The sequence below is a fragment of the Siminovitchia sp. FSL W7-1587 genome (assembly GCF_037963795.1).
GTDB lineage: Bacteria > Bacillota > Bacilli > Bacillales > Bacillaceae_C > Siminovitchia > Siminovitchia thermophila.
In genome coordinates, this window is record NZ_CP150169.1 from 652,115 (window position 1) to 665,697 (window position 13,583).

Annotated in this window: 16 protein-coding genes; 4 read left to right on the plus strand and 12 right to left on the minus strand. The window is 40.8% G+C overall.

The genetic code is table 11. The features are described from left to right. Positions 1-127: 127 nt before the first annotated feature. Together NST31_RS03130 and NST31_RS03135 are read left to right on the plus strand one after the other, a co-directional pair. Complete coding sequence (locus tag NST31_RS03130) at positions 128-670, plus strand: DUF3267 domain-containing protein (RefSeq protein WP_077112287.1); 543 nt, start codon at positions 128-130, stop codon at positions 668-670. 87 nt (positions 671-757) lie between these two features. Next, positions 758-937: a hypothetical protein gene (locus NST31_RS03135; protein WP_077112285.1), complete on the plus strand. Its 180-nt coding sequence runs from the start codon at positions 758-760 to the stop codon at positions 935-937. A gap of 89 nt (positions 938-1,026) precedes the next feature. Here NST31_RS03135 and NST31_RS03140 read toward each other — a convergent pair whose 3' ends face one another. Together NST31_RS03140 and NST31_RS03145 are read right to left on the minus strand one after the other, a co-directional pair. After that, positions 1,027-1,119, minus strand: coding sequence for a YjcZ family sporulation protein (locus NST31_RS03140; protein WP_077112283.1), 93 nt, complete (start codon positions 1,117-1,119; stop codon positions 1,027-1,029). 86 nt (positions 1,120-1,205) lie between these two features. Next, positions 1,206-1,292, minus strand: coding sequence for a YjcZ family sporulation protein (locus NST31_RS03145; RefSeq protein ID WP_077112281.1), 87 nt, complete (start codon positions 1,290-1,292; stop codon positions 1,206-1,208). A 175-nt stretch (positions 1,293-1,467) separates the two neighbouring features. Between NST31_RS03145 and NST31_RS03150 the strand changes: the two genes are divergently transcribed. Beyond that, complete coding sequence (locus tag NST31_RS03150; protein ID WP_339163826.1) at positions 1,468-2,388, plus strand: peptidylprolyl isomerase; 921 nt, start codon at positions 1,468-1,470, stop codon at positions 2,386-2,388. A 531-nt stretch (positions 2,389-2,919) separates the two neighbouring features. On the opposite strand, the gene NST31_RS03155 is transcribed toward NST31_RS03150, so the two are convergent. The 4 genes from NST31_RS03155 to NST31_RS03170 form a co-directional block, all read right to left on the minus strand. Next, entirely contained in the window at positions 2,920-3,111 is a 192-nt protein-coding gene (locus NST31_RS03155; RefSeq protein WP_077112277.1) for a sporulation YhaL family protein, read from the minus strand. Positions 3,112-3,434: 323 nt separating this feature from the next. Continuing rightward, positions 3,435-4,379, minus strand: a complete 945-nt coding sequence (yhaM, locus tag NST31_RS03160) for a 3'-5' exoribonuclease YhaM (RefSeq protein WP_077112276.1) — start codon at positions 4,377-4,379, stop codon at positions 3,435-3,437. Positions 4,380-4,429: 50 nt separating this feature from the next. Continuing rightward, entirely contained in the window at positions 4,430-7,411 is a 2,982-nt protein-coding gene (locus NST31_RS03165; RefSeq protein WP_339163829.1) for an AAA family ATPase, read from the minus strand. Positions 7,412-7,424: 13 nt separating this feature from the next. Beyond that, positions 7,425-8,654: a DNA repair exonuclease gene (locus NST31_RS03170; RefSeq protein WP_339163832.1), complete on the minus strand. Its 1,230-nt coding sequence runs from the start codon at positions 8,652-8,654 to the stop codon at positions 7,425-7,427. Between the two features lie 130 nt (positions 8,655-8,784). Between NST31_RS03170 and NST31_RS03175 the strand changes: the two genes are divergently transcribed. After that, positions 8,785-8,970: a YhzD family protein gene (locus NST31_RS03175; RefSeq protein ID WP_077112270.1), complete on the plus strand. Its 186-nt coding sequence runs from the start codon at positions 8,785-8,787 to the stop codon at positions 8,968-8,970. 56 nt (positions 8,971-9,026) lie between these two features. Here the strand turns inward: NST31_RS03175 and NST31_RS03180 are convergent, their stop codons facing one another. From NST31_RS03180 to NST31_RS03205, 6 genes are all read right to left on the minus strand, one after another. Beyond that, entirely contained in the window at positions 9,027-9,893 is an 867-nt protein-coding gene (locus NST31_RS03180; protein ID WP_077112268.1) for a Cof-type HAD-IIB family hydrolase, read from the minus strand. 216 nt (positions 9,894-10,109) lie between these two features. After that, positions 10,110-10,331 (minus strand): IS3 family transposase, encoded by a 222-nt coding sequence (locus NST31_RS03185; protein ID WP_339163835.1) that lies wholly within the window; start codon positions 10,329-10,331, stop codon positions 10,110-10,112. A 23-nt stretch (positions 10,332-10,354) separates the two neighbouring features. Continuing rightward, on the minus strand, positions 10,355-10,975 hold the full coding sequence (locus NST31_RS03190) for an IS3 family transposase (protein WP_339163836.1): 621 nt from the start codon (positions 10,973-10,975) through the stop codon (positions 10,355-10,357). Further along, the gene (locus NST31_RS03195; RefSeq protein WP_339163839.1) at positions 10,939-11,496 is read right to left on the minus strand and encodes a transposase; all 558 of its coding nucleotides are present in this window, start codon (positions 11,494-11,496) and stop codon (positions 10,939-10,941) included. Before NST31_RS03195 ends, NST31_RS03190 begins: the two co-directional genes overlap by 37 nt. A gap of 147 nt (positions 11,497-11,643) precedes the next feature. Then, positions 11,644-11,997 carry a YlbF family regulator gene (locus tag NST31_RS03200; protein ID WP_077112266.1) on the minus strand — a complete coding sequence of 118 codons (354 nt, stop codon included), beginning with the start codon at positions 11,995-11,997 and terminating at the stop codon, positions 11,644-11,646. 31 nt (positions 11,998-12,028) lie between these two features. Beyond that, a complete protein-coding gene (locus tag NST31_RS03205; protein WP_339163841.1) occupies positions 12,029-13,171 on the minus strand; it encodes a DUF445 family protein in 1,143 nt (380 codons plus the stop codon). Between the last annotated feature and the right edge of the window lie 412 nt (positions 13,172-13,583).

Sequence of the window (13,583 nt, forward strand, 5' to 3'; positions counted from 1 at the left end):
TTTTCCCTTCCCCCCATCGACTCTATATCTTTGTTTTACATTAAGGAAAAAGCATATTGCAATTCAGCATTTTTCATCGTAAAGTATGGAAAGTAACCCATTTTCAAACCACTGGAGGCTGTCCATTATGCATTGTTGGAAAACATATTATTTAAATCGCAAGTACGATTTTTTTCGGCGTTTTTTTATTTCTTCTATTGTTACTCTGCTTGTTTTTATTATATTTTATGTAACAATGCAATCCTTTATGGACCGTCAATTTAACGATGATTACGTGTTTGCTTTTATATTGGCAACCATTCTTCTATACCCGCTTCATAAATTATGCCACCTGCTGCCAATCATTCCATATTATCAGTATATGAAGTGGGAAATCGAGTTTTTTTATCTATTGCCAGTTATTAAAATGAAAGTGGAATATCCCATTCCAAAAAAAAGGTTTCTCTTTGCACTTATTTTACCATTTTTACTGATCAACGCGGTACTAATCACATTCCTATTTCTTTTTCCGAAATATGGACATTACATCGCTATTTTATTTTCTTTACACAGCGGTATGTCCACGTTTGATTTTATTTATATAAGAGCGCTGTTTTCTTCACCCAAAAATACACTCGTTGAGGAAAATGAAGACGGCTACGACCTCCTTGTGGAAGACGAGGAGGACTAATTCACAAGCATTTTCAACATGGCACTGTTATTTTGTTATAAAATTTGCTATCCTTTCTTTATGAGGCAGTGAGGGGGAGGATCATTCTTGGTTTCTTTTTTTATTGTGTATGCAGTTATCATATTATATGTTTTTAATAATTTAACTTACTCCCTCTGTATCCAGAGAGAGATTCCCGAAGAGCGCCATCCCAAAATTTTTCGAACGATCAATATTTTAATTACGATATTGCTATTTTCGTCATATATTGAAATTTTGTTTACGTAAATGCCGGGCTGGTTTAAAGATCGGATAAAAAGAAGGACGGGATGTTGGAATCCCGCCTTTTTTGGCCTATATAAACCGTTATTGGCTTCTTAGTAGCCCCAAGCGGCACCAACGATTACTAACAAAATGAACAAAACGACGATCAGGGCAAAGCCGCCGCCGTATCCAACTCCTGCGCCCACTTTCTACACCTCCTCTATACCATTCACCATTTATCATATTCCCTTATCAGTTTATTGATCAGGTAATTAGCCCACTTTTCAGCAAATTACCAAACAAATGCCGCCCCAACGATCACCAGCAAAATAAACAACACAACGATCAAGGAAAAGCCGCCGCCACGAAAGCCGCCCATTCTTCATGACCTCCTTTACTCACTTACAGCATATGCCATGCAGGGCTATTTGGCTGATACAAACGCCCAATTTGCTTCGATTTTATGGAAACTGTTTTTTTCTGTAATCATCTATGATATAGTAAGTTTTGTGGAATTTCTCCAAAAAGGATAACATTACAGGGAGTTGGCTTATATGAAAAAATGGGTAGTTACCCTTACGATGGCGGCAGGAATCGTCGGTTTAGCAGGTTGCGGCGGCCAAAACAGTGATACAGTAGCAAAAACGAGTGCCGGTAATGTAACAAAAGATGAGCTTTATGAAGCAATGAAAGGAAAAGCCGGTGAACAGGCCCTTCAGCAGCTCGTATTTGAAAAAGTTCTTTCCAAGGAATATAAAGTATCGGATAAAGAAGTTGATAAAAAAATGGACGAGCTAAAAGAGCAGCTCGGACCCCAATTTGAAATGGCGCTGGCTCAAAGCGGTTTTAAAGATGAAGATGATTTCCGCGAGTCTCTCAAAGTAAATCTGCTGCAAGAAAAAGCCGCGGTAAAAGACGTTAAAGTTTCTGAAAAAGAAGTAAAAGAATATTACGATAACAAACAAAAAGAACTCGAAGTTCGCCACATTTTAGTGGAGGACGAAAAAACCGCGAAAGATGTGAAAGCAAAGCTTGATCAGGGCGGAGACTTCGCGGCACTCGCAAAAGAGTATTCTGTCGATACGGCCGCCAATGAACAGGGTGGAAGCCTTGGGACAATTACCATTGATACTCCACAGATGGATCAGACATTTATAAAAGAAGCATTCAAATTAAAGAAAGATCAAATCAGCAACCCTGTGCAAACACAATTTGGCTGGCATATCATTCAAGTAACGAATATTAAAGAGAAACCTAAAAAGGATGTTAAACCATTCGATGAAGTCAAGGATGATTATGCCCATGAATTAAAAGTGGCCAAGCTTGACCCTGAGACCATGCAAGAAGCTTTAACGAAAGAACTGAAAAAAGCAGATATCAAAGTAAATGACAAAGATTTAAAAGAAACCTTTGATGCCATGTTAAATGACAAGCAGGATCAAGGCGACAATAAAAAAGAAGAAGAAAAAAAATAACGCGAGTCTGGGACAGAACACTGTAAAAATGAGTAAACCGCGTGAAATCAAGTTTGAAAACCTTGATTTCACGCGGTTTTATTATCACGATTTTTACGAATATCAATCAGCTTTCAACTTATGTCCACTCCCCTATTTGTGTAAAAAATCCCTATCATCGCTACGTCAACATATTTCGCTTTCCGCAGGTCTCTTCAGCTTCCACGGAAAGCGAAGGTCGCTTTCCTGCGGGATCTTCAGCTCGAGCTATTCCCGCATATGTTGACTACGCTAAAAGCTTGCGTATGATACACTGGGACAATTGATCCCGCATGTAAGGTGCCGTAAGACTCCCACTTCAAAATCTTGAGTAAATACAAGAGGGCTAAGTGGGAGAAACGGCACCTACATGCCCGATTGGTTCAACTAACATTCAGTAGGAGATAGAAGAAAACGCCTACTGAATGTTGTTTCACTTTATTGTTCGTTTTTTCATCAGCTGACTTAGTTGTGTCACAGACTCTTTCCATTTTTCATATAAAGCAAAACGCCTTAAGCATTTTCCGCTTCGTTTACTTCCTTTCTTCGCTCTTTCTCTTCTTCCATTCTCTTCATAAATACTTCTCCTTCTTTTTCAATCCATTCTTGCTCCACTTCCCGGTCTTCTCGGGCCGTTTTCACGGCCATAAACGCGCTGACAAAGATTCCTGCAATAACGAAGTATATCCAAATAGGCAGAGACATGTGTGACATCTCCTTTCATAAGCTTGTCCGTTTGTTTTCATCATATGCCGGGATCAAAAAAAAATGCCTCTTAACAAGAGAAACTATCAGATGAAAAGGATGCATACGCTTAACTTTACTTGCGTGATCATTCGCAGGAAAAAACAAAGTGAATACATAGGAAAGCGACACTCCAAATAAAAACCCGTGTCTATATTCAAATGAAAATAACACTCATAAAACCCGCGCCAATATTTATATGAAATCGTTACCATCTTATTTCAAAATAAAACTTGTAGAGAAATGATTCCCTACAAGCTGATTGACTTTAAATGAAAAAGCCATTATGAATGGAATGTCGGCTTGTAAAACGAGCGATTGTCCAGAGGAAATATTTTTTCTGTATATTCCCCGGGTTTTACCCGTTTTAAGGCGCGATCCAACATATTCATTTTTGCATCCAAGTTATCAATCAAATGTAATATTTCCGCTTCTTTGATCATTGGCTGCTTCGGACTTCCCCATTCCATTTTTCCGTGATGGCTTAAGACAAGGTGCTGAAGGACAACTATTTCCTCCCCTTGGATGCCCAACTCCTCAGCGGCTTTTCCAATCTCCTCCACCATGATTGTGATATGGCCGAGCAAGTTGCCTTCGATTGTATAAGCAGCCGCCACCGGGCCTGTCAATTCGATGACTTTGCCCAAGTCATGCAAAATAATTCCTGCATACAGCAAATCCCTGTCTAGAGACGGATATAATTCAGTGATCGACCTGGCAAGATCCAACATGGACACAACATGGAAACCAAGTCCCGATACAAATTCATGATGATTTTTCGTAGCCGCCGGATATTCGAGAAACTGCTCATAATATTTGCGGAGCAGATGTCTCGTAATCCGTTGGATATTGGGATTTTTCATTTCAAATATATATTGTGTCACCTTGCTGGATATTTCTTCTTTTGACAATGGGGCTGTTTCCAGCAAATCTGCAACCGTTATTCCGTCTTGTGGAGCCGATCTTCTAATCTGCTTGATCTTTAATTGCATTCTTCCCCGATAATTATGGACTTCCCCCGCTACTCGCACGATTTTTCCCGGCTGGTATATCTTGACTTCATCATCAGAAGCATCCCATAACTTCGCTTCTATATCCCCCGATCGGTCCTGGAGGATAAGCGTAAGAAATGGTTTTCCGTTGCTCGCAATTCCCCTGACCGCATTTTTGATCAGTAGAAACATATCAACATGTTCGCCCACTTCATATTCCAATAGTTCTTTTAGCATCCAAACGCCTCCATCCCCTTGTTCCAATCAAATTATACCATAACCCTTTCCTATTGAGCCCCGCTCAATTGAAATGATTGCTCATCAAGCTCCAAGACATGTTCTCCGGGAAGGTGTTCGATTACATGCGGATGACACGTAAACAACAATACTTGCGTGTTGGAACTAACTTGTTTGATCAACTGTAACACCCGCTGTGTCCGCTTTTGATCAAAATTGACAAATCCATCATCAATGAAAACCGGAAACGGGAGTTCTTCTCTCAGCACGTGAATCAGTCCCAAGCGAATCGCCGTATATAGCTGTTCACCCGTTCCTTTGCTCATTTCGATAGGTGTAAACACTGTCCGGTCTTTTCTTTCCACAAGCAGATTTCCATCCTCCCGCAAGAAAATGCGCCTGTATTCACTGCCTGTCAATATGGAGAAGCATTCCTCCGCTTTTTGTATTGCCTTTGGAAAGCGTTCTTCTTGATATTTTTGCAATGTTTTTTCAAGTATCGCTTTGGCGGCGGCAAGCTCTGTCCATTTTTTGGCGTCCTCGTTAAAAGTTGAGCGCAAATGATAAAAGTGATGGAGGTGCTCCGTATAAGTTCCTCCGTTTTCAAGGAAGCGGATCTCCTGAGTCAGAGCTGCAAGCTGATTGCGGTAGCGCTCCATCTTCTCCTCATCATTGTTAATAGAATCTTTTAATATGGCCATTTCACCTTTTAACTCCCCGGCAGTTTGGAATTCAGGCACAAGCTGATCGGGATCAATCTGACTTGCTAACAGGTCGAGTCTTTGGCTTAATTTTTCTGTCTCATGAAACAAGTCCGCCTTTTTTCGAAATGCCTCTTCTGTTTCAACCCCCGCCGCTTCCAGTAATGTAGACATATGCGTTCTGATTTCTTTCTGCTCATTTTCATAAAACAGCGCATCCGTTTGTAAATTTTGCAGCTTTTTCTTCAATTCCTGGAATACAATTTGTTTTTTACGTTCCTTATCGAGTAATTCTTTGATCGTAAAAACAGCTTCAGAGGGATCTGTTACTCGTATATCAAGCGCGCTCAAAAAAGTCTTTATACCGGTATGCCATTCTTCCTGTTTTCGGGATAACATACGCCATTGTTTCTTTAGATCATGTATACGCTCTTTCGTCTCCTGCAGTCGTTTCAAGAGTTGAAACGCGTCTTCCAGCTTCAAATTATGGAAACTTTCGTGAAGCCCGAACGCTTTTTTAATCTCATTCAGCTCTTTTTGATTGGCCGACATCGCTGTCCTTACCGTTTCGTACTGGTCCTTTACTTGGTCCACTTTCTCCCGTTGCTGTTCTAATTGATGATAAGCCTGCTTCCACTCCTCACGAAGCTGGAGTTGCCTTTCAAATCGTGAGAAAAGATCCGTTCGTCCGTCGAATTTTGCAATGGTCTCCTCCATTGTTTTTAATTGCTCTTTCTTTATGCGAATGCTTTCATCGTATAACCCATCATTATTTCTCTTCCAAGACAGCATCATAACCGAATACAAGATGGCAGCGATGGAAAACAGTGCAAATATCCATTGGTTGGAAAAAAAGCTCCATATAAAAACAAAAGCAAACAGTGAAACAAACAGGCCGTTTATAATAAAGCTCTGTTTTCTTTTTTGTGCCCTTACCCGCTCTTCACGGCTTTTTTGCTCAAGAAGGCGTTCAATCTCCCTTTCCAAAGTCCGCTTTTCTTGTTCGGCCGACTGGACAGAAGCGTGCATGTCATACTGTTTTTTCCACTTTTGAAATGTTTCTTCATCGATCAGGTTGTGTTCAATGTCCTTACACGTTTCCTCACATTTTTTCAGCAGCACTAGCTCATTGTTCAACATGTCATCCATGTCGCTTATTTTTCCTTCCAAACGGACATATTGTCGAACCTGTTCCTTCAATTTCGCTTTCATGTCCATTCCCAAGTTGAATTCATGCATGGCGGAAAAAATATGCTCGGACAAATTCAATTCCTTCAAAATATAGGCCGTTTCTTTTTCATAATCCTCTATTTCTTTAGCAATCAAGGAAATTTTTTCGTCTGCTTGCTCATATGAGGGCCATCCCTGTACAAGCAACTCAGCCCGGCTTTGTTGAAACCCCGGCATTGGCGCGTGCGCCTCCAGCTCCTCCTTTGTTTCCGCCCATTTTTGTTTGGCTGTTGCCAAAGCACTGCTCACGTGAATCAGTTGATCTTTATATTTTTCAAGCCTGGCAATCCCTTCTGCCGGAAAATCGACAGGACCCACTTGTTCAAGCCGGCTTTTGATCTGTTCGGCCTCCATGATGAGCGGCCAGGACTTATACAAGTTCTCATAGTTTCTTAGCTGTTCCTTTTTCAAACGCAGTAACTCTTCAAGTTCCCTCATGGCTTGTTTTACAGACTCTTTCTTTTGGAGCAACGTTTCATATTGTGCGTTTTCTTGCCTGGCATGTTTAAGAAGCTGTTCCTGCTCACGGAGCTTTTTCATTTGGACATTCATCCGGGGTTTGCGTCCGCCTGGTTTAAAAAGATCATGCATGTTTTTTTGCAGATGCTGTTCCGCTTGGAGTAATAAGTCTGTTCCCACTGTTCCGGCAGCGATTAAATACTTGGCGATATCCTCTTCTTTTAATCGGTGGATTTGCTGCAATCCTTCGAGGCGAAAAGAAAAAATACTTTCAAACATCTGCCTGTCCATTCCGTTTAAAAGTTCGCGTAAAAATGCTTCATCTTTGATCGTTCCGTCTTCCAACACAATTGTTACATCTCCCGCAGCCTTTCCCCTTACTCGTTCGATGACGACTTCACCAAATTTACCGGTTGCCATGACCAATTTACCGCCATAAGAAGAGCCGGTTTTCGGTTCATATCTTGGCTGAGATGTCTGTTGTTTGCCTGGAAATCCGAATAACATGCTTTGGATAAACGACATGATCGTCGATTTGCCCGCTTCATTCTCACCGTAAAAAATTTGGAAATCCCCCATGTTTTTAATATGGAGATCGTTAAATTTACCATATCCGTATATGTAAATTTCTGTAAGCCGCAATGATTCTCCCCCTTTACTTCATCCTGGAAATCGAGTCAATCACAAGCTTTTGGGCAGAATAAAGTATCTCGTCTAATTCCTGTTCAGTGAAAGCATCCAAATAACGACTTCCATATGTATGGGAGTAAAGATCAGCAATCGCTTCATCTAATCCATCGCTCTTTAATTCCAAAACGATGCTTTCGATAGTGTCTGCCAGTTTTTCATCAATAACACTCGAGGAATGAAGCATCGTGGCATGAATCTTATAAGGCCAAACAAATGATCCTTCGAAATCAGCATTGTCTTGAAGCATTTCCAGAAACTCTTCATTCTCAATCGTTCGCAAAACGTTATCCAAAAGCAAATCCGCCTGGTGAAGGGTCAAACTGCAAAGGACCCCTTCGGCTTTGTTTGACCGGAGTGATTCCATTTCTTTTATACATTCATTAAAAAGCTGCGTTAGATCCATGCCTTCCCGAATGTGGATGTCGATTGATTCCCAGCGAATATCCGCCGTTTCAATAAATTCCACTTCCGTTTCGCCCGCCTCTTTTAAAACAACAAAATAACAACCTTTTTCCCCATACTCTTTTTGGTGCCTTCCTTGAATGTTTCCCGGATATACGATATACGGATTGGAATGCAGTATTTGTTTTTGATGTATGTGGCCGAGCGCCCAATAATCCATGGTTTTTTTGAGCAATTCATCAACTGAAAAAGGAGCATAAGGCTGATGCGTCCCTCCTTGCCCTTCTTCGCTTCCATGAAGCATGGCAATATGGAAATCGGCCCCTTCCACTCTTTTATATTCTGCGATTTTCCGGGAATAGACATGCCGCTTTGGATAACTGAATCCGTACACATAAGCGGAAACCCCGTTTTTCCCAATCCATTTGACGGACTCCACTTTCTCTGAAAAGATCCGAACATTTCCCGGCATGTCAAGCGAGATCCAGCCGCCGTCCAAGTGATCGTGATTCCCGTGTATCATAAAAACGGATATGCCGCTTTCTTCCAATCGCTGCAACTGTTTTCTCAATCGCGCCTGTGCTTTGATGCTGCGGTCTTCCCCGTCATATAAATCACCACATATGAGCACGAAATCAACCTTTTTTTCGATAGCCGCGTCAATTACTTTTTGAAATGCCGTAAATGTACTTTCCCTTAAACGCTGTACCAATGGTTTCGGCAAATGGCCCAAGCCCCGGAAAGGACTGTCCAAATGCAAATCTGCTGTATGTATAAAACGGATTTCTTTCATGATGACAGCCACCCCCCAAACGAATATACGTTCTCATTATTATACTAAAGTTTGGGAGTACATGCCATCACCACCTTTTCATTTTACCGCAAGTATGTAATGATAGTGATAAAAAAAGGAGGTTCATAGAATGGGAACCTATTACTTAACCGCTTTTGAGAAAACAGGGAAAACATTGCTGGATGAAACGTTTGAAGCAAACAATGAAAGCGAGGCCAAAGAGAAAGGGAACGCCATTCTGGCTGAAAAAGGACTGCTTCAACACACACACCGATGCACAACACAAGCGGGACAGCTTGTTTTATTTCACCGCTGACAATGAACAGGCGCCTCCGAGCTTTTACCAAAAGCCGAAGGCGCCTTTCCAAGCGTTTATTTAAGCATATTGTTCTTTTTTAAAAATTCGATGCGATACTGCTTTCGAAAATGTTCTCGAACCATGTAGGCCAAGCCGTTTTCATTATTGGTCCTCGTAATCCAGTCTGCGGAATCTTGAAGCGCAATAGGCGCATTGCCCATGGCAACACCCAAACCCGCCCAACTGACGAGAGGAATATCATCCATGCCTGCTCCGACGGCAACGACTTCGTGCTGCTTGATGCCATAGTGGTTACAAATATACTTGATCCCATTTAACTTTGAAGCCCCCGCCGCCACAATTTCCATCTTTAGTCCATCGGATTCTATGCAATGGACTTCTTCGTACATTTCCTCAATCGCTTTTTTCGCATCTTCCAAATCCTTTTTCGCGAAAAAAACCACTTCCATTTTTGGTGGAGAAACAGGATCATCCAACAGTCGTTCACTTAGAGAATCAACGTACCTTTCTTGGTAGATGAAGCGGCTCGCCGATTGAAAAACAACCTTTGCCAGCATGTTGTTGGGGACCTTCACTTTATTGCCAAGTAAAAATTTTTCATGTACAAGGCGAATTTGGCAAGAAAAAGATTCTAAAAGCGTGACGAGTTCACTTGTGATCTGCTCATTAATTCGATGAACATATATCGGTTTGTTTAATTCTTTGGCGATGAAAGCGCCTTGATGCGTAGCTAAATAGGAGTCAAGCTTTAGCATTTTCGCCACACGTTTGGCTGCCGGAAAGTTCCTCGATGTGGCGATCGTTATATGAATTCCCTTTTGCAGCGCAAAATCCACCGCTTCCCGGGTATGTTTATGAATCTTGCCATTGTCTTGCTCAAGAGTTCCATCGATATTCATGACAAGCATTTTATATACCATGTTGCATGCTCCCCCTTTACGCAGTCTCTGCCTTTATTTATATATACGAGATGCGCAGGACAATTAGAACAAACTTGACGGATTGGAAAATAGCAAGAAAACGGGGCTGGACATAAGCAAATACGAAATAGCAAAGGGACCGGAACAAAAACCCTGTAAAAATGAAACAAACCGCATGGAAACAAGGGTGGTTACCCCTAAAAGCTAGAGTTTTTATTATGCAGCTGATTGGCTGGATTGAGTTCGGTATTGGACCGGACTTAGTCCAGTCAATTTTTCTTTGGATCGTTCATTGTTATACCAGTAGATATAGTCTTCTATTCTCCTTTTTAACTCCTCATAGCTTACTAGTTTTTCCCCATAATACATTTCTTGCTTTAAAATGCCAAAGAAATTCTCCATCGAGGCGTTGTCTGCGCAGGCTGCTTTACGTGACATGCTTTGGAATACTTTATTTTTCTTTAATGTTTTAACCCATTGTTTGTGTTGGTAATGCCACCCTTGATCAGAGTGGACGGTAGTACGTAGGTTGCGTGATTCTTTATGATCTCAATTGTTTCGTCTAAAGGTTCCATGACAAGATCCAATGTTGGACGTTTCTTAATTCCAAACGAAATAATTTCTCCATTATAAAGGTCTAGAATAGGGTTTAAATACAACTTCTCTTCGCCTAGACATTTGAATTCTGTAATGTCAGTTACTAATTTTTGAAGAGGAATAGATGTGTTAAAACGGCGGGATAGAAGGTTTTTCGCTACCTTTCCAACCCTTCCCTTATAGGAGTTGTATTTCCGAGATTTCCGCATAAATTTAACACATTTCAGACTTAATTCCCGCATAAGTCGATACACTTTTTTATGATTAACGCAATGTCCTAATTTCTTTAATTCTTTTGTGATTCGTTTATAACCATAGCGTTCATGGAATTGCTTAAATAGGTGTCTAATGAGTTCTTTTATTTCTGCATCAGCATCTTCTTTACCAAAGTTTTTTACATGATAGTGATAGGTTGCTTCAGGAATACCCACAACAAGGAGAATATGTTTTAATCGGAATCCTTCTTCTTTGAGTTCGAATGCCACCTTTGCCTGTGCTTTTCGTGGAAGGCATTCGGATTCTCCCGAAAAGCTCGCAACTTTTTTAGATACGCATTTTCTAGCCTTAGTAGTTCATTCTCACGTTCCAGCTCTTCTTCACGTGTTAACTTTATTTCTTCCTTTTTCTTTGGTTTATTGGGTTTCTTGGACATAGAAGACTCCCCCTTTGGTTTCAGGCCTTCTACACCTTGTTCCTTAAATTCTTTCATCCAGCGTCTAATTAAGGAAGGGTTGTTCAACTTAAATTGAACAGCAGTTTCTAAATAAGAAGCACCTGTCTTTAACACAAATTGTATCGTATCTAATTTAAATTGGACAGGATATATCTCCCTAGTTTGCTTTCTTTTTAACCCATCCATTCCCTGAGATTTATACACTTTCACCCATTCAACTATTGGTGTTTCACTACCCATATTATATTTTTTTGCCAATGATTTATATCCTAGGTTGCCATATAAATACTCGGTGACAAGCTTTATTTTAAATTCCTCATTATATTTAGCCATAAAAACACCCCCGAAAATTAGATTTTCTACTCTAACTTTCGGGGGTAAGTACCAAGTTTCAAAACCTTGATTTCACGCGGTTTTATTCTCACGATTTTTACGAATATGAATCAGCTTTCAACTTATGTTCCAGCCCCTTCGTTCAAATCACCCGAAACTGGGACCATACAGATCATCAAGTGGTTTCAGAATGATTTTATTTAATTCGGCAATGATCATGCTCATCCGTTGTTCTGCATCCATTAACTTCGCCACTTTATGATGTTGCTGCACCCGGTTGGCAATTTCTTGTGCTTTCATTACTTCATCATCAGTAATATGCAGGCCTTCCATTTGTTTGTGCTGAAGCTGCAATTGAACATTCCGAAACTCATCAAACAAGTCACGGGCTGCCGGATCATTGGCGACTGCTTCAAACATTTGCTTCAGGTGGCTGAATTCTGTGCTTCTTCGCACCGCTTTTTCAAGAACATACGCTTGATCATATAAATTGGTACTCATATTAACAACTCCTCCCTCATCGTTTAACATACTATGATGCAACTGTAACAATGATACCCTGTATGATTCCAATTACTCCCCCCAATATCGCTCCGAGATAAGTGATCATGACCAATTCTTTTTTAGCGATTGAAATGACAAGCTCTTCCAATCGTTTCAGGGAGAAAGATTCTATTTCGTTCCGAATAATGTCTTCTATTTGAAAACGTTCCAACACCTCGCCGGATTGTTTCGTCAAGTACTCCCCTGCGATGGACAGAAGATTCGGGAGGACAGATTCCTTTATTTTAGCCCGATAAGGGAGGACAAGTTCACTGATCGGCTTTTGTAAAATGTCATCCACTTTCACCATCTTTGCAGCCGTTTCTTGCAAAAATGAAATAGCTTTTTGATCATTTAAATGTTGCAGAAACTCATGCGCCTTTTTACGTTTAAATTTGGCTGTTTCTTCTTCCATGATGGAGACAAGTACTTGTTTTGTGTTTGGATGATGCAGAAATTTGTTCAACTCAGGCTGCACCTTTTCAGCAAGCTGTTCCTCACCAATAAACATTTGAATCAGGTTCCATATTTTCCCCCGGGTTTTGAAAAAGTTTTCAATCATGACAGTAATTTTCTCTTTGCCTTCCTCACTTGTAAAATACTCGCTCCCCTTTTGAATGATTCGGTCGGCAATAAGGGGAATGTTTTGCTGAAAAACTTCCAACCACTGTTCGGGAACGATCTCCATTAATGATTTGTCTTTATATTGTTGCTTTAATGAATAAAACTTTTTTTCAATTTGGGTATTCATATATACAGATATTTTTTCACCCGGTGCGAATATTTGCATGTGTTCCAACAATTCTTCCAATGTCATTCCTTTGTCAAGCCAATGAGATATCTTGTCATTGATCCAGATTTCCATTTCTTGTTTGAACGTTTCATCTGTCAATTTTTTATTAATGCTGTCGGGCGTGACTAAATGGCTGACGACAAGCCGCCCTATTTGTGCCGCCAGTTCCCCTTGTCTTTTCGGAATTAACCCCGGCGTAAACGGAAGCCTCCATTTCCCGATATAAATTGGATAAAACGGCCGAAACAGCATCCGAATGGCAAGAAAGTTTGTAAAGCCACCGATCACTGCTCCTATCACCATCATAAACAACACTAATATGAACCAATTGTTCATCATGCATCTCCTCCAACTATGCAAAAGCGTATAAACGATATAAACAAGCACTTTGGATTGGCCACGATCAGCATAAGCCTCTTCAACTGCTATAAGCGTGGTAACCCAGTGGTGGCAACGGTTTTTTCAATGACAGCTAGTCCGAAAAAAACTTGCCGGGGTCGATGATCCGCTTTTCCGACTAGCACACAAGCAAAAAATCAAGCAAGGTATCTTGCAACTACCGGCGCACAGCATACAATGTCCGGCGCAACCGGATAGTGACCGATATTGTTTAGGCGAATATTCATATTTCTTTTGAACACAGACATTTACACTCACATACGATGATAAGAAAGAGCCCACAAAAACCGGTCATGACCTGATTATAAAGAATGACCGCATACAAGGGCAAATATGGACGCTCCCAGGGAGG